A 23,161-nucleotide genomic window follows, 5' to 3' on the forward strand; every position below is an offset into this window, starting at 1 on the left:
AATGAAAAAGCGGGCCTGGCCCGCTTTTTCATGGGTTGATGGGTTCAGATGCGGTGTGCGGTCGTTGTCATGACCTTGGCCGCCAGGCGCATCAGGCCCTGGACCGGAGTGGGCAGCTGCAGGGCGCCGGCCTCGCGGGCGGCGGCGGCATGGCGTTCCTCATCATCCTTCATGCGGGCGACCACGGCCAGCGAGGGGCGGTCTTCCTCGGGCAGTCGCCCCAGGTGGCTGGCCAGGTGGGCGGACACCTGTTCCTCGGTCTCCACGACGAAACCCAGGCTTGCGGCGTCGCTGACCTTGGCCGCCACCACGCCGATCACGAAGGCGCCCGCGAACCACAGAGGGTTGAGCAGGCTGGGGCGCTCGCCCAGGGCATCGAGGCGCTCGCGCGTCCAGGCCAGGTGGTCTGTTTCCTCGCGTGCCGCCTCCAGCAGGTGCTCGCGCAGAACCATGTCGCGCGTCACCATGGCCTGGGCGTTGTACAGCGCCTGGGCGCAGACCTCTCCGACGTGATTGACGCGCATCAAGGCGCCCGACAGGCGGCGCTGCTCTTCGGTCAACGCCCCTTCCGCCATGCCGGCCGCGGGTGAGCGCTCGGCAGCCGAGGGTCGGGCAAACAGGGTGCGAAGCGCCGCGTCGGCGGCAGTCATTATCTTGTCCATGGGCGGTCCCTAGAGCGGCAAATCACGGCAAATTCCAAGTCTGAACGGTACACCAGGATGCCATGCCCTCTCTTTGTGCGAGCGCAACAAGGCCGATGCGATGTTCGGGTTGGGCCTGATTGTGCAGGCGTGTAGGTTTGTTGCGGCAGTGCAACGAAAAACAGGGGTTAAGGCCCGTTTTTGGGTGAATTTCTTTGCATGGGCAGCGGTGGTCTGGTGCAATAGGCCCTAACTTCCCCACCAGGAGGTTGGCGCGGGAAACCGGTGGAGCATCAGGCCAAGCCTCTCTTCCTCACAACCGGCGCCCTTCTAAACCTTGGAGTAACTCGTAATGAAAAAATCTCTGATTGCCCTGGCAGTGCTGGCTGCTTCCGGCGCCGCAATGGCTCAATCCTCCGTGACCCTGTTCGGTATCGTCGACACTGGCGTCGCGTACGTGAACAAGGACGCAGCCGGCGACAGCCGTTACGGCCTGGGCACCAGCGGCAACTCCACGAGCCGTCTGGGCCTGCGCGGCACGGAAGACCTGGGTGGCGGTCTGAAGGCCGGCTTCTGGCTGGAAGGCGAAATCTTCGGCGACGACGGCAACGCCAGCGGCTTCAACTTCAAGCGTCGTTCGACCGTGAGCCTGTCGGGCAACTTCGGTGAAGTGCGCCTGGGTCGCGACCAAGTCCCGACCTTCCAGAAGCTGACTTCGTACGACCTGTTCAGCGCCACCGGTATCGGCCAGTTCATGGGCTTCCGTAACTGGGCTGGTGCTCAGGGCGCCGACGACAACGGCATCCGCGCCAACAACCTGATCTCCTACTACACCCCCAACTTCGGCGGTTTCAACGCCGGCTTTGGCTACGCTTTCGACGAAAAGCAAACCATCGGTACTGCTGACAGCGTCGGCCGTTACATCGGCGGTTACGTTGCATACGACAACGGCCCCCTGAGCGCCAGCCTGGGCGTGGCCCAGCAGAAGACTGCCGTGGGCGGCATTGCTACCGACCGTGACGAAATCACCCTGGGTGCTTCGTACAACTTCGGCGTTGCCAAGCTGAGCGGCCTGCTGCAGCAGACCAAGTTCAAGCGCGACATCGGTGGCGACATCAAGACCAACTCCTACATGCTGGGCGCTTCCGCTCCCGTGGGCGGCGTGGGCGAAGTCAAGCTGCAGTACGCTCTGTACGACCAGAAGGCCATCGACTCCAAGGCTCACCAGATCACTCTGGGCTACGTCCACAACCTGTCCAAGCGCACCGCCCTGTACGGCAACCTGGCATTCCTGAAGAACAAGGATGCCTCGACCCTGGGTCTGCAAGCCAAGGGCGTGTACACCGGTGGCGTGCAAGCTGGCGAAAGCCAGACCGGCGTGCAAGTGGGTATCCGCCACGCTTTCTGATGGCCCGCTGGTGTAAGCCAGTTGCCATTTGATGCAAAAAAAGGCCAGTCTTCGGACTGGCCTTTTTGTTTTGTGCTAGGGAAATACCTGTGTTGTGCTTGTACCAACGCTGACGGTGGGGGGAAAGCGTTTCTAGAATGAAATTTCCACCAACCAATCGTTAACAAGAGAGAGACAACACAATGAAATCTTCATTCGTGAAAAAGAGCGTGGCACTGGCGGTGTTGGGTGCGACGGCACCGCTTGCGGCATTCGCCCAGCAAAGCAGCGTACAACTCTACGGCATCGTCGATGCAGCCGTGCGCCACACCACCAATGAAGGCCCGACCAAGAGCGGCAAGACCCAGATGATCGGCGGCGGCATGTCGCAAAGCCGCTGGGGCATCAACATCACCGAAGACCTGGGCGGCGGCCTGGCTGCCATCGCCAACCTGGAGTCGCGCTTCCTGGCCGACACGGGTGAACAGGCCGCCACCAGCTACTTCCAGCAGTCCTGGGTGGGTATCCGCAGCAGCAGCTTCGGCCAGATCACCATGGGCCGCCAGTACAACATGCTGTTCGACCTGGTGACCTCGACCTATGCCTCCTTCCCCTACTCGCCCTACATGGAGGCCTACAAGCCTGAAATCGGCATGTCCATGGGCGCGCGTGCCAGCAACATGCTCAAGTACGTGGCCGAGTTCGGCCCCGTGCGCGGTGCGCTGCAGTATTCGTTCGACGAGAACAACACCTTCGACAAGGTCGGTACCGGCGTGAACCCCGGTGGGGCGATCAAGACCGCGGGCGGCTATCTGCGCTATTCGCAGAGCGGTATCTCCGCCGGCGCCGGCTACCTGGGCACGACGCTGCCTGCCGGCACCAAGGTGGATGCCTGGACCCTGGGCGGCTCCTACCGCGTGGGCCCGTGGTACGTGAACCTGGGCTATGGCCTGAACAAGCGCAAGGATGCCTTCCCGGCCGCCGCCGCAGGCGGTGGCTTCGACCAGGCCATCCTCAACTCCTTCTGGACGGGTTCGTCCAATGGCGGATTCGTGGCCGGCGATGCCAACAAGCGCCAGATGTACAAGATGGGCTTCGGCTACCAGATCACGCCGCAGGTCAACGTCGGCGCGCACTACTACCACGCCAAGCAGTCGGGCTCGGGCACGGGTGCCTTCAACGGCAAGGCGGACTTCCTGGTGGCCGTGGTCGATTACGCCTTCTCCAAGCGTACCGATGCCTATGTGGCCCTGGACCACACCAAGACCAGTGGTGGCTCGGGCGTGATGCTCGATGCCAACGGTGCCACCAAGCGCACGGGCTTCACCGTGGGTCTGCGCCATCGCTTCTGAGAACGCGGCATCCGCGCAACGAAAGGCCTCCTTCGGGAGGCCTTTTGCTTTCTTGCAGAGGCCTGACGGTCAATGGCCGCACTTTCCTGCGTTAAGGTATTGCGCAGGCCAACGAAGTGAAAGAGCAAGGCTATGGAAGCCGCCCGATACAAGGCCGGGGGACGGGCCTTTGCCCAGATCGCCCAGTACCACCCTGAACTGACGGCATTGCGCCGCGAGCTGCATGCGCACCCTGAGCTGGGATTCGAGGAGCGCTACACGGCGTCGCGCGTCAAGGAAGCGTTGCGCCAATGCGGCGTGGACGAGATCCACGAGGGCATGGGCACCACGGGCCTGGTGGCCGTGATCCGGGGCCAGGGTCACAGCTCGGGCGCGATGGTGGGGCTGCGCGCCGACATGGATGCGCTGCCCATGGTCGAGCACAACGAATTTCCATGGAAGTCGGGCAAGCAGGGGCTGATGCATGGCTGCGGGCATGACGGCCACACGGCCATGCTGGTGGGTGCCGCCCGCTATCTGGCGGCGACGCGGCGCTTCGACGGATCGGCCGTGCTGGTCTTTCAGCCGGCGGAGGAAGGAAGGGGCGGGGCTCGGGCCATGATCAGTGATGGTCTCTTCGAGCGTTTTCCGATGCAGGCCGTGTATGCCATGCACAACTGGCCTGCCATGCGCGCCGGCACGGTGGGCATCAACATGGGCGCGATGATGGCGGCGGCCGATCGCATCACCATCGAGATCACGGGACGAGGCGGCCACGGGGCCCATCCCTACCAGACGGTGGACGTGGTGCTGGCGGCGGCGCACATCACCACGGCGGTGCAGAGCATCGTCTCGCGCAACGTCCGCGCCATCGACAGTGCCGTCATCAGCCTGTGCGCGGTGCAGGCGGGGGACCTGGGTGCCTTCAGCGTGATGCCCGGCACGGCGACGCTGGTGGGTACGGTACGGACCTTCGACCCCGCTGTCCAGGACCGTGTCGAGCAGCGCCTGCAGGAGCTGTGCAGCGCGGTGGCGCTGGGGCTGGGTGCCACGGCCAAGGTGCACTATGAGCGCATCTATCCCGCGACGATCAACTCCCCGGCCGAGGCGGCCTTCGCCGCCGATGTGGCCGAATCCCTGGTCGGCGTCGAAAACCTGGATCGCCACCTGGAGCCGAGCATGGGGGCGGAGGACTTCTCCTTCATGCTGCAGCACAAGCCCGGCGCCTATCTGCGCCTGGGCCAGTCCACGGGTGCGCAGCCCGGCGTGCCGCTGCACAGCAGCCGCTACGACTTCAACGACGAGGTGCTGCCCCTGGGTGCCGCGCTGCATGCCAGCCTGATCGAGCAGGCCATGCCGCTGCCTTCGCAGGACGTATAGCGCCGCGTGTCTAGCCGTCGGGCTGTTCCCGGGCGAGCAGGCGTGCGCTCACCGTTGCCAGTATTTCGTCGGACAGCGCCGGATTGGCCGCTGCCGTGGCGCGCGCCAGTACCAGGGCGCCGACCATGCTGCTGAGCATGGCCATGGACTGGGCACGCAGTGCTCCATCCGGTGCCTGGCTGTCGTCAAGTCCGCCGATCACGCGTGCAAAACGCACGATGTTGCGCTCCACCCCTTCCGCGAACACGGCCGACAGGTCGGCTCCTGCCCGCGCCACATCCACGGCCAGCGCGGCCGCGGGGCAGCCGCTGCCGGGGCTGTCCCGGTGCTGGGGAGAGAGGTAGGACTGCACGCGGGCGGCGAGACTGCCTTGTTCCGTGTCCTGCAGTCCATCCAGCGGTGCGATGGACCAGTCGAAGGCGCGCGCGCAGGCCTCTCGGACCAGGGCGTCCTTGGATTCGAAATGGCGATAGAGGCCGCCGTGCGTCAGCCCCGCGCCGCGCGTGACCTCGGCCACGCCCACACCGTCCAGCCCGTGTTCGCGGTACAGCCGCGAGGCGGCTTCGAGAATGTCCTGCCGGTTCTGCGCGGCCTGGGCTTTGGAGACTTTCATGGTTATCGTCCAATGATTGTGATCATCATCAAAACATGTTTATGATGACGATCATCATCATAAATGTGATCCCCGCCAGGGCGTACCTGGCGGGGATTGCGCACTCTACAGGGAAGATCCGATGAATGCCTGCCCCATGCCAAGCGGTCCGCGTCCTGCGCGCGCCTCGCTCTCCACATGCATCTTCGGGAGGCGCCCATGAGCGCGGCCAGCCTGTCTCGTCGCGTGGTCATCACGGGCATGGGCATGGTCTCGCCCCTGGGCCGGGGTGCCGAGCTGTCCTGGCGCCGCCTGCTGGCCGGCGCGTCCGGCCTGAGCCGCCTGCCGGAGGGCCTGGCACCGGATGTCGCCGCGCAGGTGGCTGGCCAGGTGCCCGATCTGCCCCGGGATCCTGAAGGCGGCTGGGACATCGATGCCGTGGTCTCGGCCAAGGACCAGCGCAAGATGGACCGCTTCATTCCGCTGGCGCTCGATGCCTCGGACCAGGCGCTGGCCCAGGCCGGCTGGCAGCCGGCCAGCGAGCAGGAGCGTACGCGCACGGCCTGCATCATCGCTTCGGGCATTGGCGGCTTCGGAGCCATCGCCCAGGCGGTGCGCACCACGGACAGCCGGGGTGTGTCGCGCCTGTCGCCCTTCACGGTGCCGTCCTTTCTCGTCAACCTCGCCGCCGGCCACGTCTCGATACGCCATGGGCTCAAGGGGCCGCTGGGTGCTCCCGTCACGGCCTGCGCGGCCAGCGTGCAGGCCGTGGGCGACGGCCTGCGGCTGATCCGTTCGGGCGAGGCCGACGTGGCGCTGTGCGGCGGTACCGAGGCGGCCATCGACCGCGTGAGCCTGGGGGCCTTCGCGGCGGCCAAGGCGCTGTCCACGGGCTACAACGGCCGGCCCGAGGAGGCCTCGCGCCCCTTCGACGCAGGCCGCGACGGCTTCGTGATGGGCGAGGGCGCGGGCGCCCTGGTGCTGGAAGGGTTGGAGCATGCGCTTGCGCGTGGCGCCACGCCGCTGGCGGAGGTGGTGGGCTATGGCACGAGTGCCGATGCCTATCACATCACCTCGGGTCCCGAAGATGGCGACGGTGCGCACCGCAGCATGGCCCTGGCCCTGGCCATGGCCGGTCTGGCCCCTGCGCAGCTGCAGTACCTCAATGCCCATGCCACGTCCACGCCCGTGGGCGATCGCGGCGAGCTGGCGGCCATGCGCGCGCTGTTCGGCGAGGGCAGCGGTGTGGCCATCAGTTCCACGAAATCGGCGACAGGTCATCTGCTGGGCGCGGCGGGCGCGGTGGCGGCCATCTTCACGGTGCTGGCGCTGCGCGACCAGATGGCGCCGGCCACGCGCAACCTGGTGGAGCCCGATCCCCTGGCCCAGGGGCTGGACCTGATTGCCGGCGCGGCAAGGCCCTGGGCCATGGAGCATGCCCTGGTCAACGGTTTCGGCTTCGGCGGCGTCAACGCCTCGCTGGTGCTCAGGCGCTGGCAGGGCTGAGCGCGGGAGTCGGCGTGTCAGGTGTAGCGCTTGGCGCGCAGATTGTTCTTCATCTGCTCCAGCGAGGGCTGCAGCGCCGGGCCTATGCGCAGGGCCACGCAGGTGGCCAGCACGTCGATGACCAGCAGGTGCAGCAGGCGCGACACCATGGGGCTGTAGCGGTCGTAGCCCTCGGGGTGGTCGGCCGCCAGGTGGATGTGGCAGGCCGAGGCCAGGGGCGAGCCGCTGGCCGTGATGGCGATGGTGGTGGCGCCGTTCTTGCGCGCGATGTCGGCCGCATCCATGAGGTCGCGCGTGCGGCCCGAGTTGGAGATGATCACCGCGCAGTCGCCCGGGCCCAGCAGGGTGGCGCTCATCACCTGCATGTGGCCGTCGCTGGTGGCCAGGCTGGTCACGCCCAGGCGGAAGAACTTGTGCTGCGCATCCTGGGCCACGATGCCTGAATTGCCGGCACCATAGAACTCGATGCGCCGGCCGGTCTGCCAGGTCGATGCAATGGCCTGGGCCGCCTGCTCGATGGCCGTGGTGCTGGCGGCGTTGCGGTATTGCAGGAAGGCGGCCACGGCGTTGTCCACCACCTTGACCATCACGTCGCTGGTCTTGTCGTCGCTGTCCACGCTGCGGTGGATGAAGGGCACGCCTTCGCTGACGCTGCCTGCCAGCTTGAGCTTGAAGTCGGCCAGGCCGTCATAGCCCATGCTGCGGCAAAAGCGCACCACCGTCGGCTTGCTGACATGGGCGCGCTCGGCCAGCTCACGCACCGGCTGCCGCGCAAAGGCCCTGGGATCGGCCAGCACCAGGCGGGCCACGCGTTGTTCGGCGGGAGCAAGCGAGGGCAGCGAGGCGGTGATGCGGTCCAGCATGTAGTCGGTGGGAAGAGTTCTTTGGCGTGTCGGTGAAAGGGCGGCCAATGCGCATTTTGCATGAGTCGCAGCCTCTGCTTACTTTCGTGAAGCAGATGGAAACCATGCGGGCGCATACACTCGGAAGATTTGCGGGAGGATTCGCACCGAAGCGGTGCGATGCCGTTTTATCAGCCGGGAACCGAGTCCAAAGGATGAGCCATGAACCAGCTTGACGCGCTTCGACAGTACACGACCGTGGTGGCCGATACCGGCGACTTCCATCAGCTGGCCCGGTTCCAGCCGCAGGATGCGACCACCAATCCCTCGCTGATCCTCAAGGCCGTGCAAAAGCCCGAGTACGCGCCGCTGATGCGCGCCACCGTGGCCCAGTACAAGGGCCGCGGCCTCGACGAGGTCATGGACCGCATGCTGGTGCGCTTCGGCTGCGAGATCCTGAACACCATTCCGGGCCGCGTCTCCACCGAAGTCGATGCACGCCTGTCCTTCAATACCTCGGCCACCGTGGCGCGTGCCGAGCGCCTGATCGAGCTGTACCAGGCCGAAGGCGTGCACATCGACCGCGTGCTCATCAAGATCGCCTCCACCTGGGAGGGCATCGAGGCGGCGCGCCAGCTGGAGCTGCGCGGCATCCATACCAATCTCACGCTGCTGTTCTCGTTCTGCCAGGCCGTGGCCTGCGGGCAGGCCAAGGTGCAACTGATCTCGCCCTTCGTGGGCCGCATCTACGACTGGTACAAGAAGCAGGCCGGTACCCAGTGGGACGAGGCCGCCATGGCCGGCGCCAACGACCCGGGCGTGCGTTCCGTGCGCGCCATCTACGAGCACTACAAGCACTTCGGCATCGCCACCGAGGTCATGGGCGCGAGCTTTCGCAACACGGGCCAGATCGTGGCGCTGGCGGGCTGCGACCTGCTGACCATCGCTCCCGAGCTGCTGGCCCAGCTGGGGGCCAGCGATGCACCCGTCGTGCGCGCCCTCGATGCCGAGGCGGCACGCACCCTGCCGCTGGACCCCGTGCACTACGACGAGGCGGGTTTCCGCCTGGCGCTCAACGAGGATGCCATGGCGACCGAGAAGCTGGCCGAGGGCATCCGCGCCTTTGCCGCCGACACGCGAAAGCTCGAAACCTTGATGGGCCAGGCCGCCGATTGATTGGATGAAGATCTTGCCCGTTCTGTGTAACAGCCTGCCGGCCTGGTCGGCACTCCAAGACCATTTCCATGACGAGATCCGGTCGCTGGACCTGTGCGGCGCCTTTGCCGCCGACGCAGGCCGGCTGGATGCCCTGAGCCAGCAGGCGCCCCACGTGTTCGCCGACCTGTCCAAGAATCTCTGGACGGGGCGCACCGAGGAACTGCTGCGCGATCTGGCGCAGCAGGCCGGCGTGCTGGCGCAGCGCGATGCCATGCTGGCCGGCGAGGCCGTCAACTGCACCGAGGGCCGCGCCGCCATGCACTGGCTGCTGCGCATGCCGCGTGATGGTGGCCAGTTGCGCCATTGCGCCACCGTGCAGCAATGGCAGCCGGCCATGCGCGAGGCGCTGGCCCAGGTCCATGAGACGCTGGATGCCATGCTGGCCCTGGCTGAGCAGGTGCGCGGCGACCAGGGCATCACCGACATCGTCAACATCGGCATCGGCGGCTCCCACCTGGGGCCCGAGGTGGTGGTCAACGCGCTGGAGGACTGGGTCGATGCGGGCAAGAACTTCCATTTCGTCTCCAATGTCGATGGCCATGAACTGGGCCATGTGCTGCGCCGCGTGCGGCCGCACAGCACGCTGTTCCTGATCGCCTCCAAATCCTTCACCACGGCCGAGACCATGCTCAATGCGCACTCGGCGCGCCGCTGGTTCCTGGAGGAAGGCGGCAGCGAGGACCCGCAGGCCGCATGCGCCATCGACCGGCATTTCGTGGCGCTCACCACCAACGTGCAGGCCGCCGCCGACTTCGGCATCCGGCGCACGCTGGGGTTCTGGGACTGGGTGGGCGGACGTTTTTCCCTGTGGTCGGCCATCGGCCTGCCCGTGGCCATCGCCATCGGCGCCGCGCAGTTCCGCGCGCTGCTGGACGGGGCGCATGCGATGGACGCGCATTTCTTTTCCAGCGCGGCGCAGGCCAATCTGCCGCTGCGCCTGGGCCTGCTCGACGTCTGGTACCGCGATTTCTGCGATTTCTCCAGCCGCTGCATCGCGCCCTACAGCCATGGCCTGCGGCGCCTGACGGCCTACCTGCAGCAGCTGGAGATGGAGAGCAACGGCAAGGGCGTGACGCGCCATGGGCAGACCCTGCCCGTGCGCACGGCGCCCGTGATCTGGGGCGAGCCGGGCACCAACGGCCAGCACGCCTTCTTCCAGATGCTGCACCAGGGCCAGGACGTGATCCCCGTGGAGTTCATCGCGCTGCGCGATGGCGGCAAGTACCTGGGCGCGCACCACCAGAGCCTGGTGGTCAATGCCATCGCCCAGGCCCAGGCCCTCATGGAAGGCCGCCATGGCGAGGGCGCGGAGCGCCACTGCGCGGGCAACCGTCCGAGCAGCTTCCTGCTGCTGCAGCAGCTGGACCCGGCCTCGCTGGGCGCGCTGATCGCGCTGTACGAGCACCGCGTGTTCTCGGCCGGCGCCGTCTGGGGCATCAACAGCTTCGACCAGTGGGGCGTGGAGCTGGGCAAGCATCTGGCGCGCCAGCTGCATGCGCGCCAGGACAGCGGCGACTGGCTGGGTGTCGATGCGTCCACGCGCGCGCTGATGCACCGGCTCGCGGCGGGATCGGCCGCCGAATGATGCCGCTGGCGCACCACTGGGGTGCGGGGTCATGTGACGGGGGCATGACCTTCTTCCATTTCATCGTTATGCAGGGCTGGCTGATTGCTCGATAGTTGATGCAAGCGACTTGACGGCGGTCCGCTGCGCATGCTGCCGATGCCGTCCAGACCTGCAACAACTATCCAAGGAGACCCCTCGATGCGATTCGTAATGGCCCATGTGGCAATGGCATGTGTGTTGGCTGCATCCGGCGCCGCCCATGCGCAGGAACCGGCCGGCACGCTGGACAAGATCCAGAGCACAGGCAAGGTGGTGATGGGCGTGCGCGAAAGCTCGGCGCCCATGGCCTATGCCTTCGGCACCACGCAGAAGTACGTGGGCTACCACGTGGAACTGTGCGAGAAGGTGCTGGCCCAGATCGTGCCCAAGGCGAAGATCGAGTACATGGCCCTGACCTCGCAGAACACCATGCCCCTGGTGCAGAACGGCACTGTGGACATCGGCTGCGGCCCGACCACCAACAACCTTGCGCGCCAAAAGCAGGTGGCCTTTGCCGTGACCACCTACGTGAGCCAGGTGCGCATGGCCGTGCGCGCGGACTCGGGCATCACCTCCTTCAAGCAGCTCGACGGCAAGCCCGTGGCGGCCTCGGCCGGCACGACCGCCGTGCAGCTGCTGCGCAAGTACGGGCGCGACAATGGCGTGAATCTGCCCACCTCGCTGGGCAAGGACCATTTCGAGAGCTTCCTGATGCTGGAGTCCGGCCGCGCCGATGCCTTCGTGCTGGACGACAACCTGCTGGCCGGCGTGATCGCCAACTCCAAGAACCCCGCGGGCTACAAGATCGTGGGCGAGGTGCTGGGCTCCGAGCCCATCGCCATCCTGTTCCGCCGGGACGACCCCGCCTTCAAGAAGGCCGTGGACGATGTGCTGGTGGGCATGATGGCCTCGGGCGAAGTGGCGAAGATCTACGACAAGTGGTTCGTGCAGCCCATTCCGCCCAAGAATGCCCCGCTGAACCTGCCCATGAGCGACATGCTCAAGCAGCTGCTGCAAAAGCCCAACGACAAGCCGCTGGAATCCTACGCGCAGCAGTGATTGCGGGCTGAGTCCAGCTCCATTACCGCCCGCGCCAGCGCCTGGATGCCGGCATCGATCTGATCGGTGGCAATGGACGACAGGCGCAGCCGGAAAAAGGGGCAGGGCTGGCGCGGCGTCGCAAAGAACGCGCTGCCTGCCTCGATCAGCACGCCATGGCGGCGCGCCACGGCGGCCAGTGCATCGGCATCGAGCCATGCCGGCGCCTGCACCCACAGTGAGGCGCCACCCTGGGGCTGGCGGGAGTGGAAGTCCGGCAGATGCGCGCGCAGCGAACGCTCCACCTGGGCCACGCGCTCCTGCATGGCCTGGTTCACGCGCCGCGCATGGGTCTCGTGGTGCCCCAGCGACAGGAACAGCGCGTAGGTGTGCTGCAGGAAGGCGCTGGGATGGCGCACCATGGCGTGGCGCAGCACGCGCAGCTCGTCGATGAGCGCGCGCGGCGCGACGATGTAGCCCAGCCGCAGCGCGGGCGACAGGCTCTTGGACAGCGAGCCCACATAGATCACGCGACCGCTCTTGTCCAGGCTCTTGAGCGCGGGCATGGGCGTGCCCTGGTAGAGGTTCTCGGCCTCGTAGTCATCCTCGATGATCACGAAATCGTCCCGCTCCGCGCGGCGCAGCAGCTGCTCGCGCCGCCGCAGGCTCAGCGTCACCGTGGTCGGGCTCTGGTGCGACGGGGTGACGAACAGGTAGTCCAGGGCCGGCAGGCCGTCCACCACCACGCCTTCCCCATCCACGGCCACGGGCACCCAGTGCGGGCGGCGCAGCGAGAAGGTATTGCGCGCATGGGGATGGCCGGGCTCCTCGAAGCCCATGCGCCGGGACGGATCCAGCAGGGCATCGGCCAGCAGGTAGAAGGCCTGCTGGGCGCCCACGGTCACCAGGATTTCCTCGCGCAGCGCGAACACGCCGCGCCGGGGCAGCAGCCGCAGGCGGATCTGCTCGATCAGGTCGGGCACGTCGTCGGTCTCGAAGTCCGGCGTCCAGTGCGGCATCTGGGCGCGCGCCAGGCTGCGCGTGCAGCATTCCCGGAAGCCCTCGGTGGGAAACAGCGCGGGGTCGTGCATGCCGTAGACGAAGGGATAGGGGTACTCGTGCCACTGCTGCGGCTTGGACAGCGTGTGCCTGTCCGTGAGCGAGCGCAGCACGCGCAGGGCCCAGTCCGGCGCCGGCCCGTCCGGGCCCGGCGCCGGCACGGCCAGTGTCCTGTCCACGCCGGCCAGGCGCGAGTCCCGGGCCACGAAGACACCGCTGCGCGGGCGGGACTGGAGAAAGCCCTCGTCCACCAATTGCTCGTAGACCGTGGTCACGGTGTTGCGCGACACCGCCATCAGGCGTGACAGCTCGCGCGAGGGCGGCATGGGCGCGCCCGGCGGCAGGCGCCCTTCGAGGATGGGCCGGACCAGGGCCAGGCGCAGCCTGTCCTTGAGCGGCAGGCCGGGCTGCTCGGGCAGCACGAACAGGCGGGACCACTGGTGGCGTGGGTCGGAAGCAAGCGGTGAACTCATGGCGCGGCGCGGGCAGTCGGGGGCGATCTCGGGAGCGGATGCAAGGTCCGCGCCATGTTGCGGTCCGGGTGCAGGCAAGTAAAGGCATGGGGCCGGCCGGCGCGGGTAAACACCGGGCCTCTGGCTCCTACGTCGGGGCGGCTGTGGCCCCTGCTGCACGGGCCCTTGTTGCGTATTCTGGTTTGCACGCCGCGATCCGCGCGGCCCTGCGATCCAACGAGGGAGGGGCCATGTTCCGCACCACTTTCCGCACCACTTTCCGCACCACGCTCCGATACCGCGCCCTGGGCGCCCTGGCCCTTGCCGGCGCGCTGGCGACCCTGGCGGCCACGCCGCTGCAAGCGCAGGAGTCCAGGCGCGGCGGCACCCTGGTCGTGGGCAGCACCCAGGTGCCACGGCACCTGAACGGCGCCGTGCAATCGGGCATTGCCACGGCCATGCCTTCCACCCAGCTGTTCGCCAGCCCGCTGCGCTTCGATGACCAGTGGAAGCCCCAGCCCTACCTGGCCGAATCCTGGAAGCTGGCCGAGGACGGCAAGTCGCTGACCCTGAACCTGCGCAGGAATGCCGTGTTCCACGACGGCAAGCCCATCACCTCGGCCGACGTGGCCTTCTCCATCATGGCCATCAAGGCCAACCATCCGTTCCAGACCATGCTGGGGCCCGTGGAGAAGGTGGACACGCCCGACCCCTACACGGCCATCATCCGCATGAACGCGCCGCATCCGGCCATCCTGCTGGCCATGAGCCCGGCGCTGGCGCCCATACTGCCCAAGCACATCTATGGCGATGGTGCCGACCTCAAGACCCATGCGCGCAACAGCGCCGACGTGGTGGGCTCGGGGCCGTTCAAGCTGACCGAGTTCCGCGCGGGCCAGCGCATCGTGATGGAGCGCTTCGACAAGTTCTTCCTACCCGGCCGGCCCTATCTGGACAAGCTGGTCTTCCACATCGTTCCCGACTCCTCCAGCCTGCTGCTGAGCCTGGAGCGGGGTGATGTGCAGATGGTGCCCTATGTGTCGCTGTCGATGGATCTCAGGCGCCTGGCCGCCAACCCCCAGATCACGCTGACCAGCAAGGGCTTCGAGGGCATAGGCTCGCTCAACTGGCTGGCCATCAACACCGCCAGGAAGCCGCTGGACGATGTGCGCGTGCGCAAGGCCATTGCCCATGCCATCGACAAGAACTTCATCACCAAGGCGCTGATGGGCGGCTTTGCCACCGTGGCCGACGGGCCGCTGGTGGCCGGCAGCCCCTTTGCCGCCACCGACCTGGTGCGCTATCCGCCGGACCTCAAGAAGTCCGCCGCGCTGCTGGACGAGGCAGGCCTCAAGCCCGGCACCAATGGCGAGCGCTTCAAGATCACCATCGACTACCTGCCCGGCGTGGACGAGCAGCAAAAGAACGTGGCCGAGTATGTGCGCGCCCAGCTCAAGAAGGTGGGCGTGGCGGTGGAGGTGCGCGCCTCGGCCGACTTTCCGGCCTGGGCCAGGCGGCTGGCCACGCACGAGTTCGATCTGTCCATGGACACGGTCTTCAACTGGGGCGACCCGGTCATCGGCGTGCACCGCAGCTACCTGTCCACCAACATCAAGCCCGTGGTCTGGACCAATACCCAGTCCTACCGCAATCCCCAGGTGGACGAGCTGCTGAACACGGCCAGCAGCACGCTGGACACGGCCGAGCGCAAGAAGCTCTATGCGGCCTTCCAGAAGACCGTGACGGACGAGCTGCCGGTGATCTTCATCAACAACTCGCCCTATCACACTGCCGCGCGCAAGAACGTGGGCAACCTGCCGACCACGATCTGGGGGCCAGCCTCGCCCTATGACGAGATCTTTCTGAAGTAGTCGGGGAGGTGCAGTCCATGGCTTTTATTCGCATACTCCTCAAGCGGCTGCTGCAGGGCCTGGCGCTGGTGCTGACCGTGGTGGTACTGAACTTCATGCTGGTGCATGCGGCGCCCGGCGATCCCGTGGAGACCATTGCCGGCGCCAGCGGCGGCATGGAGCCCGAGCTCATGGCCGAGCTGCGCACACGCTACGGGCTGGACCGGCCGTTGCCCGTGCAGCTGGGCATCTACCTGGCGCGCGTGGCCAGCGGGGATCTGGGCTACTCCTACTTTTTCAACCTGCCGGTGGCGCAGATGATTGCCGAGCGCGTGCCTGCCACCTTGCTGCTGGTGCTGGCCGCCGTGCTCGCGGCCTTCGTGGTGGGCACGCTGCTGGGCGTGCTGTCCTCGCGCCGGCCCAACGGCCTGCTGTCGCAGTGCATCACCGTGCTGTCACTGGTGGGCTTTGCGGCGCCCGTGTTCTGGACCGGCATGCTGCTGGTGCTGGTCTTCGCTTCCTGGTGGCCCATCCTGCCGGTGTCGGGCATGCGCTCGGCCGATGCGGCGGGCGGCGGCGGACTGGCCGACCTGCTGGACGTGGCGCGGCACCTGGTGCTGCCCGCGCTGACGCTGGCCCTGGTCTACCTGGCGCAGTACAGCCGGCTGTCGCGCGCGTCCATGCTGGACGTGCTGGGCGCGGACTACATCCGCACGGCGCGTGCCAAGGGTCTGGCCGAACAGGCCGTGCTCTACCGCCATGCGCTGCGCAACGCGCTGCTGCCCGTGGTGACCATGCTGGGCCTGCAGTTCGGCAACGTCATGGCCGGCGCCATCATCGTGGAGACGGTCTTCAACTGGCCGGGCCTGGGCCGGCTGGCCTTCGACTCGGTGCTGCGGCGCGACTATCCGACCCTCCTGGGCGTGCTGCTGTTCTCCGCCATCGTCGTGGTCGTGATGAACCTCGTCACCGACCTGTGCTACCGGCTCATCGATCCCCGCATCAAGGCGGCCTGAACACCATGCATGCCATCGCCCCTCCGCTTTCCGCACCGCAGGCGGGCACGCCGCTGCCGGCCCTGGGTGAACACCCGGCCCGCGAGGCCCTGCGCATGTTCCTGCGCAACCCCTCGGCCATTGCCGGCATGGCCATGCTGCTCATCGTGCTGCTGGTGGCCATCGCCGGCCCCTGGATCTGGCCTGCGGACCCGTTCGAGATCCGCACCATGCCCCAGACCCCGCCGTTCAGCGCCGAGGCCTGGCTGGGCAGCGACCAGATGGGGCGCGACGTGCTCACGGGCATCGTCCACGGCGGGCGGGCCACGCTGATGGTGGGCGCCTTCGCGGCCCTGCTGTCGGTGTGCATCGGCGTGACGCTGGGGGCGCTGGCCGGCTACTACGGCGGCCGCGTCGATGCGCTGCTGATGCGCGTGACCGAGTTCTTCCAGGTGCTGCCGGCGCTGCTGTTCGCCATGGTGGTGGTCACGCTGTTCTCGCCCTCGCTGGCCACGGTCACGCTGGCCATCGGCAGCGTCAGCTGGCCGGCCACGGCGCGGCTGACGCGTGCCGAGTTCCTGCGCATCCGGCAGCTGGAGTTCGTGCGCGCCGAACGTGCCATCGGCGCGCGCCACAGCCGCATCCTCTGGAAGGTGATCCTGCCCAATGCGCTGCCGCCGCTGGTGGTCTCGGCCACGCTGGCTGTGGGCGCGGCCATCCTGTTCGAGGCCGGACTGTCCTTCCTGGGCCTGGGTGACCCCAACCAGATGAGCTGGGGCCTGATGATCGGGTCGGCCCGCCAGTACCTGCTGTCCTGCTGGTGGGCCGTGGCTTTTCCCGGTGCCGCCATCTTCGTCACCGTGCTGGCCGTCAGCCTGATCGGCGACGGGCTCAACGACGCACTCAATCCCAAGCTGAGGGAGCGCTGATGGACCACGATATCCCCCCCCTGCTGCAGGTCAGCGGCCTGCGCGTGGCCTTCCAGGGCCGGCGCGGCCAGGCCACGGTGCTCAACGGCGTGGATTTCGATCTGCGCGCGGGCGAGACCCTGTGCGTGGTCGGCGAATCCGGCTGCGGCAAGAGCATGACGGCGCTGGCGCTGCTGCGCCTCATTCCCTCGCCGCCGGGTCGCATCGCGGGCGGGCAGGTGCGCCTCCTGGGCGAGGATCTGCTGGCGGCCAGCGAAGCGCGCATGCGCCAGGTGCGCGGCAACCGCATCTCCATGATCTTCCAGGAGCCCATGACCTCGCTGAACCCCGTGTTCACCGTGGGCGCGCAGATCGCCGAATCGCTGCGCCTGCATGCGGGGCTGGACGCGGCGGCGGCGCATGCGCGCGCGGTGGACATGCTGCGGCAGGTCGGCATCCCGGCGCCCGAGCGGCGCGCGCACGAGTACCCGCACCAGCTGTCGGGCGGCATGCGCCAGCGCGTGATGATCGCCATGGCCCTGGCCTGCCGGCCCGACATCCTGATCGCCGACGAGCCCACCACGGCGCTGGACGTGACCGTGCAGGCGCAGATCTTCGACCTGCTGCGCGAACTGCAGCGCGAAAAGGGCACGGCCATCGTGCTGATCACGCATGACATGGGGGCCGTGGCCGAGATGGCCGACCGCGTCATGGTCATGTACGCGGGCCGCGTGATCGAGCAGGGCCGCTGCGAGCAGGTGCTGTCGGCACCGGCCCACCCCTACACGCGCGGCCTGATCGCCTGCCTGCCCGAGCTGGGCAGCAGCCAGGCAGGCGGGCGCACCGAGCTGCCCGAGATCCCCGGCGTCGTGCCCTCGATCTGGGAGCTGGGCAGCGGCTGCGCCTTTCGTGCGCGCTGCCGCGAGGCCCTGCCGCGCTGCACGGACGAAGTGCCGCCGCTGATCGCGCTGGGCGAGGTCGGCCATGGCGTGGCCTGCTGGCTGCACGCCACCGAGCCCGCCGCGCGCGCCGACGCGGAGGCACTGGCATGAACGCCCGCATGGACGACATCCTTTTGCAGGTGGACGACCTGCAAGTCCACTTTCCGCGCCCTGGCAAGGGCCTGTTTCGCCCTCCCGAGGTGGTCAGGGCTGTGGACGGCGTCTCCCTGAGCCTGCGGCGCGGCAGCACGCTGGCGCTGGTGGGCGAGTCGGGGTCGGGCAAGACCACGACGGCGCTGGCCGTGATGCGGCTGGCGCCCGTGACGGCGGGCCGCATGCAGCTGGGCGACACCGACCTGGCCGCGCTGTCCGGCGAGGCCCTGCGCCAGGCGCGCCGGCGCATGCAGATCGTGTTCCAGGACCCGTTCTCCTCGCTGAATCCGCGCCAGCGCGCGGGCGATGCGGTGCGCGCACCGCTGGAGCTGATGGGCGTGGGCACGCCGGCCGAGCGCGAGGCGCGCGTGGCCGAGCTGTTCAGCCAGGTGGGCCTGCGGCCCGAACAGCGCCAGCTGTTCCCGCACCAGTTCTCGGGCGGGCAGCGCCAGCGCATCAACATCGCGCGCGCCCTGGCCACGCGGCCCGAGCTGGTGGTCTGCGACGAGCCCGTGTCGGCGCTGGACATCGCCATCCGCGCCCAGATCCTCAACCTGCTGGCGCGGCTGCAGCGCGAGCTGGGCCTGAGCTACCTGTTCATCTCGCACGACATGGCCGTGGTCGAGCACATCTGCGACGACATCGCCGTCATGTACCTGGGCCAGATCGTGGAGCGCGCGCCACGCCAGGCCTTCTTCGCACGGCCGCTGCACCCCTACAGCGTGGCGCTGATGTCGGCCGTGCCCACGGTGCGCGGCGGGCGCGAGCGCGCGGCGCGGCGCATCCGGCTGGCCGGTGATCCGCCCAGCCCCATCGATCCGCCGCCGGGCTGCCGCTTCGCGGGCCGTTGCCCCGTGGCCGTGCCGGCCTGCGCGGCCCAGGCGCCACCGCTGCGCGAGGCCGCGCCGGGCCACTGGGTGCGCTGCATCCGCGTGGGCCAGGTCGACGGCGTGCCGCGCGCGCCGCTGTCTTTCTGAACGAGGAGCTTCCTGTCCATGACCATCACCGTCTACGTCGCCCGCAAGATCATCACCATGAATCCCATGCAGCCCGAGGCCACGCACGTGGCCGTGCGCGACGGGCGCATCCTCGCTGTCGGGGACCTGGCGCGCTGCACGGCCTGGGGCGAGTGCCGCATCGACGAGCGCTTCGCGGACCAGGTGCTGCTGCCCGGCCTGGTCGAGGGCCATTGCCACCTCAAGGAAGGCAGCATGTGGCAGTGGACGTACACGGGCTGGTTCGACCGGCGCGATCCCGACGGCAAGCTCTGGGCCGGCCTGCGCTCCATGCAGGCCGTGGTGGACCGCCTGGCCGAGGTGGCGGCGCGCATGGATGCCCAGGGCCTGCCGGCCGCGCAGCCGCTGATCGCCTGGGGGTTCGACCCCATCTACTTCGGCGGCGAGCGCATGACGGTGGAGCACCTGGACCGCGCCAGCGCCACGCGGCCCATCGTGATCTCCCACGCCAACGGCCACCTGATGAACATCAACAGCGCCATGCTGCGCCTGGCCGAGATCACGCGCGACAATGAGGTCGAGGGCGTGGTGCGCTTCCCGGACGGCCACGCGCGCGCCGGCGAACCCACGGGCGAACTGCAGGAGCCGGCCGCCATGTTCCTGGTGCTGCGCAAGGTCGGCGATGCCGGCCTGCTGGCGCCCATGACCGAGGACGGCGTGCGCTCCTTCGCGCGCCTGGCCTGCCGCCAGGGCGTGACCACGGCCACCGACCTGGTCAACAAGCTCACCGCGCAGGACTGCGGCGTGCTGGAGGCGGCGCTGGCCGACGACCAGGTGCCCATCCGCATCCTGCCCGCCTTCCAGGCCTTCCATGGCACGCATGGGGCCCAGGCCGGCGCCGAGCATGTGCGCGCGCTGATGGCGCGCAACACCGACCGGCTGCGCTACGGCCTGGTCAAGATGATGCTGGACGGTTCCATCCAGGGTTTTTCGGCGCGGCTGCGCTGGCCCGGCCACTACAACGGCGCGCCCAACGGCATCTGGGTCACGGCGCCCGCGCAGTACGAGGCCGACTTCGAGACCTACCACCGCGCCGGCCTGCTCATCCACACCCACACCAATGGCGACGAGGCCAGCGAGGTGGCCATAGCTGCCATCGCCCGCGTGCTGTCGCGGGCACCCCGGCCCGACCACCGCCACACCCTGCAGCATGGCCAGATGATCGACGCGCCACTGTTTCGCCGCATGGCGGCGCTGGGCCTGTGCGCCAACCTGTTCACCAACCACCTCTGGTACTGGGGCGACCAGCACTACGAGATGACCATGGGCCCCGACCGGGCCCTGCGGCTGGACGCCTGCGCCAGCGCGCTGGCGGCCGGCGTGCCGCTGGCCATCCATTCGGACGCGCCCGTCACGCCGCTGGGCCCGCTGTTCACCGCCTGGTGCGCCGTGCACCGCCTCACGCCCCAGGGCCGCGTGCTGGGCGAGTCCGAACGCCTCACCGTGGCCCAGGCCCTGCATGCCGTCACGCTGGGCGCGGCCTGGACGCTGCGCATGGACCACGAGATCGGCAGCATCGAATGCGGCAAGCGGGCCGACTTCTGCGTGCTGGAGGACGATCCCCTGTCCCTGGACCCCATGGTGCTCAAGGACCTCAGGGTCTGGGGCACAGTGCTGTCCGGCCGCGTTTTCAAGGCGGCATGACGGTGCACGAGCGGCTGCCCCTCACGGTCATCGGGGGCTTTCTGGGCGCCGGAAAGACCACCTTGCTCAACCACTGGCTGCGCCATGCCGGTGGCCAGCGGCTGGCGGTGCTGGTCAACGACTTCGGCGCGCTTCACATCGATGCAGGGCTGATCGAGAGCCATGGCGGCGACACCATCGCGCTGACCAATGGCTGCGTCTGCTGCCAGATCGGCGATGACCTGTCCATGGCACTGATCACGGTGCTGCGGCAGCGCGAACGCTTCGATGGCGTTGTGATCGAGGCCAGCGGCGTCTCCGACCCCTGGCGCATCGCCCAGCTGGGCCTGGCCGACCAGGCGCTGTCGCTGGATGGCGTCGTCGTGGTCGTCGATGCGGCCGCCTTGGCCTTCCAGGCCGCCGATCCGCTGCTGGCCGACACGCTGCAGCGCCAGGTGGCCCGCGCCGACCTGCTCATCGTCAACAAGACCGATCTGGCCGATGCGCCTGCCCTGGAGCGGGTGCATGGCTGGATAGCCGCCCATGCGCCGGCCGCGCGGCACTGCGAGGCCCGCGAGGCACAGGTGCCGGTGGAGCTGCTCAGCGGCGCGGCCTTGCTGCGCGGCGCGCGCGCGGCCTCCTGGGGCGGCAAGGCCCTGCGTGGCTCGCATGGCCGGCAGTTCGAGACATGGTGCTGCCAGCCCGAAGGCGTGCTGCCCGAAGCCGCCTTGCGCCGCTGGCTGGCGTCGGTGCCGCAAGGCGTGCTGCGGCTCAAGGGCGTGGTGCGCACGGGGGCGAACCAATGGAGCGAGTTGCAGTTCGCCGGCCGAAGCGGCCGGCTGCGGCCTGCCTCGCCACCGGCTGCCGGGGCGGCCATCGTGGCCATCGGGCTGGCCGGGCGGCTGCCGGTGGCGGCGCTGGAAGGCCTGGTGGCCTGCTAGGTCCGGTATTCGGGCTGTTCGCGGTCCAGCAGGCGGACCAGGGCCTGCCAGTCGCGGCCCCGGATGTAGCTGCCGGAGCCGGCATACTGCGCGGCAGTGCGCTCGCAGAGGGCCTTGGATGGATGCACCTGCGGCATGCCTCCGCTGCCCACGCGTCTGGCCGGGCTTGCGGTGTGGATCTGGTCCATTTGTCGGTGGCACGCCGTGACCGGCCGGTGATCGCACGGCACTCAATGGTTGGCCGTGGCTGCGTCGGCGGCCTGCGGGAGCGTTTCGCGCGGGCTGCGGATCCGATGCAGCAGTACCACCACGGCCGCAAGCACGAAAGCCATGCCGAAGCCGACATAGAGTTGCGCAGGCTGGAGGCCCTTGTCTATGAGTACGCCGGCCACCAGCGGCGACATGATGGAGCCGATGCGGCCGATGCCTATGCCCCATCCGACGCCGGTGGCTCTTACGGACGTGTCGTATACGAGGGGGGCGATCACATACAGGCCGGCGACGCAGGCATTGAGGAAGATGCCGATGGAGAACGCGATCATGAAGGCCATGGCGGCGTCCGCGGCCTGCATGACGAAGATGCTCAACAGCCCGGCTGTCACGATCATGAATACCGCCAGTACCCGGTGCACCGCGAAGCGGGCAGACAGGGCTCCCAGCACCACCGTTCCCACGATGCCGCCCACGCTCAGCAACACACCGCTGCTGACACCTTGCTGCTGTGTCATGCCCGCAGAGACCAGCAGCTTGGGCGTCCAGTTCATCACGAAGTGAAAGCCGAACAGGACCAGGAAAAATGAAAGCCAGACCAGCAATGTGGGGCGTTGCAGCCGTGGGGTGAGCAGCGTACGCACGCCTGCATGCGTGCCCGCCTGCGGCCTGAGTGGCGGCAGTGCCGCAATGGCCGGCAGGCGGCTGCGCCTTGCCAGTGCGTTGATGCGATCGAGAGCGCGGGCCGGCTGCCGCGTCAGCAGAAAGTCCAGCGACTCCGGCAGCCGCCAGAGGACGGCGGGAATGGCTGCGAGCGTGGCAATGCCGCCAAACAGGAAGACTGACCGCCAGCCATGTGCGGAAAGCAGCCATACGGCGATCATTCCACCCAGCGTGGCGCCCAGCGCATAGCCTGTGGACTGCAGGCTCACCGCAAGGCTGCGCCAGCGCGCCGAGGCGTACTCGCTGGCGATCACGTTGCTGCACGCGAGTATTCCTCCGATACCGATGCCCGTCAGCGCGCGCATGGCAGCCAGTTCCACGTAGGTTCGCGCGCCCGCTGCCAGCACCATGGTGGTGCCGCTCAGCAGCAGGCATCCGAGCGTCACGGGCCTGCGGCCCACCTTGTCGGCCCAAGGGGCGACGAACAGTGAGCCCGCTGCCATGCCAAACAGGCCGGCGCTGAGCAGCACCCCCAGCTGTGACCCCGTCAGTGTCCATTCGGCCGATACGGCGGAGGCCGTGAAGGCCATCACGAGCACGTCAAAACCATCGATCATGTTCAGCAGCATGCACACGCCAATGGCGGCCCAGCGGAACGCGCCCATCGGTGCAGCGTCCAGGCCTTGTCGAATGTCGGTCATGGCATCTTCCTGTGAGAGGGGAAAGCCCATCTGGGGCAGGGGCGTTGACGAATGGTGTCGACCGATGCATCCAGCCGGCCATGCACCGTCAGGCCGACACCGGGGACC

The 23,161-nt window shown here is 68.1% G+C and carries 20 protein-coding genes; 14 read left to right on the forward strand and 6 right to left on the reverse strand.

From position 1 onward, the window contains the following. Positions 1-44: 44 nt before the first annotated feature. Entirely contained in the window at positions 45-662 is a 618-nt protein-coding gene (gene coq7, locus L1Z78_RS04730) for a 2-polyprenyl-3-methyl-6-methoxy-1,4-benzoquinone monooxygenase (protein WP_234640402.1), read from the reverse strand. A 331-nt stretch (positions 663-993) separates the two neighbouring features. Here coq7 and L1Z78_RS04735 point away from each other — a divergent pair, with 331 nt between their 5' ends. The 3 genes from L1Z78_RS04735 (at position 994) to L1Z78_RS04745 (ending at position 4,739) form a co-directional block, all read left to right on the forward strand. After that, on the forward strand, positions 994-2,049 hold the full coding sequence (locus L1Z78_RS04735; protein WP_234640403.1) for a porin: 1,056 nt from the start codon (positions 994-996) through the stop codon (positions 2,047-2,049). 182 nt (positions 2,050-2,231) lie between these two features. After that, positions 2,232-3,380, forward strand: a complete 1,149-nt coding sequence (locus L1Z78_RS04740; protein WP_234640404.1) for a porin — start codon at positions 2,232-2,234, stop codon at positions 3,378-3,380. A gap of 132 nt (positions 3,381-3,512) precedes the next feature. Then, positions 3,513-4,739, forward strand: a complete 1,227-nt coding sequence (locus L1Z78_RS04745) for a M20 aminoacylase family protein (RefSeq protein ID WP_234640405.1) — start codon at positions 3,513-3,515, stop codon at positions 4,737-4,739. A gap of 10 nt (positions 4,740-4,749) precedes the next feature. Here L1Z78_RS04745 and L1Z78_RS04750 read toward each other — a convergent pair whose 3' ends face one another. Beyond that, complete coding sequence (locus L1Z78_RS04750; RefSeq protein ID WP_234640406.1) at positions 4,750-5,352, reverse strand: TetR/AcrR family transcriptional regulator; 603 nt, start codon at positions 5,350-5,352, stop codon at positions 4,750-4,752. 198 nt (positions 5,353-5,550) lie between these two features. Between L1Z78_RS04750 and fabF the strand changes: the two genes are divergently transcribed. Beyond that, positions 5,551-6,837: a beta-ketoacyl-ACP synthase II gene (gene fabF / locus L1Z78_RS04755; protein WP_234640407.1), complete on the forward strand. Its 1,287-nt coding sequence runs from the start codon at positions 5,551-5,553 to the stop codon at positions 6,835-6,837. Positions 6,838-6,854: 17 nt separating this feature from the next. On the opposite strand, the gene L1Z78_RS04760 is transcribed toward fabF, so the two are convergent. Continuing rightward, complete coding sequence (locus L1Z78_RS04760) at positions 6,855-7,700, reverse strand: MurR/RpiR family transcriptional regulator (RefSeq protein WP_234640408.1); 846 nt, start codon at positions 7,698-7,700, stop codon at positions 6,855-6,857. A gap of 201 nt (positions 7,701-7,901) precedes the next feature. On the opposite strand from L1Z78_RS04760, the gene tal reads away from it, so the two are divergent. The 3 genes from tal (at position 7,902) to L1Z78_RS04775 (ending at position 11,562) form a co-directional block, all read left to right on the forward strand. Beyond that, positions 7,902-8,855, forward strand: a complete 954-nt coding sequence (gene tal / locus L1Z78_RS04765) for a transaldolase (RefSeq protein WP_234640409.1) — start codon at positions 7,902-7,904, stop codon at positions 8,853-8,855. Positions 8,856-8,859: 4 nt separating this feature from the next. After that, the gene (gene pgi / locus L1Z78_RS04770) at positions 8,860-10,482 is read left to right on the forward strand and encodes a glucose-6-phosphate isomerase (protein ID WP_234640410.1); all 1,623 of its coding nucleotides are present in this window, start codon (positions 8,860-8,862) and stop codon (positions 10,480-10,482) included. A gap of 180 nt (positions 10,483-10,662) precedes the next feature. Continuing rightward, positions 10,663-11,562 carry a transporter substrate-binding domain-containing protein gene (locus L1Z78_RS04775; protein ID WP_234640411.1) on the forward strand — a complete coding sequence of 300 codons (900 nt, stop codon included), beginning with the start codon at positions 10,663-10,665 and terminating at the stop codon, positions 11,560-11,562. On the opposite strand, the gene L1Z78_RS04780 is transcribed toward L1Z78_RS04775, so the two are convergent. Continuing rightward, positions 11,547-13,073 carry a PLP-dependent aminotransferase family protein gene (locus L1Z78_RS04780; RefSeq protein ID WP_234640412.1) on the reverse strand — a complete coding sequence of 509 codons (1,527 nt, stop codon included), beginning with the start codon at positions 13,071-13,073 and terminating at the stop codon, positions 11,547-11,549. The two genes, L1Z78_RS04775 and L1Z78_RS04780, sit on opposite strands and share 16 nt — an antisense overlap. 230 nt (positions 13,074-13,303) lie before the next feature. Here L1Z78_RS04780 and L1Z78_RS04785 point away from each other — a divergent pair, with 230 nt between their 5' ends. The 7 genes from L1Z78_RS04785 to L1Z78_RS04815 are packed head-to-tail and all read left to right on the forward strand — an operon-like array spanning position 13,304 to position 21,479. Then, positions 13,304-14,923, forward strand: coding sequence for an ABC transporter substrate-binding protein (locus tag L1Z78_RS04785; protein ID WP_234640413.1), 1,620 nt, complete (start codon positions 13,304-13,306; stop codon positions 14,921-14,923). 17 nt (positions 14,924-14,940) lie between these two features. Continuing rightward, entirely contained in the window at positions 14,941-15,918 is a 978-nt protein-coding gene (locus L1Z78_RS04790; RefSeq protein WP_234640414.1) for an ABC transporter permease, read from the forward strand. Between the two features lie 5 nt (positions 15,919-15,923). After that, positions 15,924-16,826, forward strand: a complete 903-nt coding sequence (locus L1Z78_RS04795) for an ABC transporter permease (RefSeq protein WP_234640415.1) — start codon at positions 15,924-15,926, stop codon at positions 16,824-16,826. Then, on the forward strand, positions 16,826-17,857 hold the full coding sequence (locus tag L1Z78_RS04800) for an ABC transporter ATP-binding protein (RefSeq protein WP_234640416.1): 1,032 nt from the start codon (positions 16,826-16,828) through the stop codon (positions 17,855-17,857). Before L1Z78_RS04795 ends, L1Z78_RS04800 begins: the two co-directional genes overlap by 1 nt. Next, complete coding sequence (locus tag L1Z78_RS04805) at positions 17,854-18,876, forward strand: ABC transporter ATP-binding protein (protein WP_234640417.1); 1,023 nt, start codon at positions 17,854-17,856, stop codon at positions 18,874-18,876. The genes L1Z78_RS04800 and L1Z78_RS04805 overlap by 4 nt, the downstream gene beginning before the upstream one ends. An 18-nt stretch (positions 18,877-18,894) precedes the next feature. Continuing rightward, on the forward strand, positions 18,895-20,559 hold the full coding sequence (locus tag L1Z78_RS04810) for an amidohydrolase (RefSeq protein WP_234640418.1): 1,665 nt from the start codon (positions 18,895-18,897) through the stop codon (positions 20,557-20,559). Continuing rightward, positions 20,556-21,479 (forward strand): CobW family GTP-binding protein, encoded by a 924-nt coding sequence (locus L1Z78_RS04815; RefSeq protein ID WP_234640419.1) that lies wholly within the window; start codon positions 20,556-20,558, stop codon positions 21,477-21,479. Before L1Z78_RS04810 ends, L1Z78_RS04815 begins: the two co-directional genes overlap by 4 nt. Here the strand turns inward: L1Z78_RS04815 and L1Z78_RS04820 are convergent. Both L1Z78_RS04820 and L1Z78_RS04825 read right to left on the reverse strand, forming a co-directional pair. Then, on the reverse strand, positions 21,476-21,667 hold the full coding sequence (locus L1Z78_RS04820; protein WP_234640420.1) for a hypothetical protein: 192 nt from the start codon (positions 21,665-21,667) through the stop codon (positions 21,476-21,478). The two genes, L1Z78_RS04815 and L1Z78_RS04820, sit on opposite strands and share 4 nt — an antisense overlap. Before the next feature lie 42 nt (positions 21,668-21,709). Then, positions 21,710-23,053, reverse strand: a complete 1,344-nt coding sequence (locus L1Z78_RS04825) for an MFS transporter (protein ID WP_234640421.1) — start codon at positions 23,051-23,053, stop codon at positions 21,710-21,712. Positions 23,054-23,161 lie beyond the last annotated feature (108 nt).

This window comes from Delftia tsuruhatensis, assembly GCF_903815225.1.
Lineage (GTDB): Bacteria > Pseudomonadota > Gammaproteobacteria > Burkholderiales > Burkholderiaceae_C > Comamonas > Comamonas tsuruhatensis_A.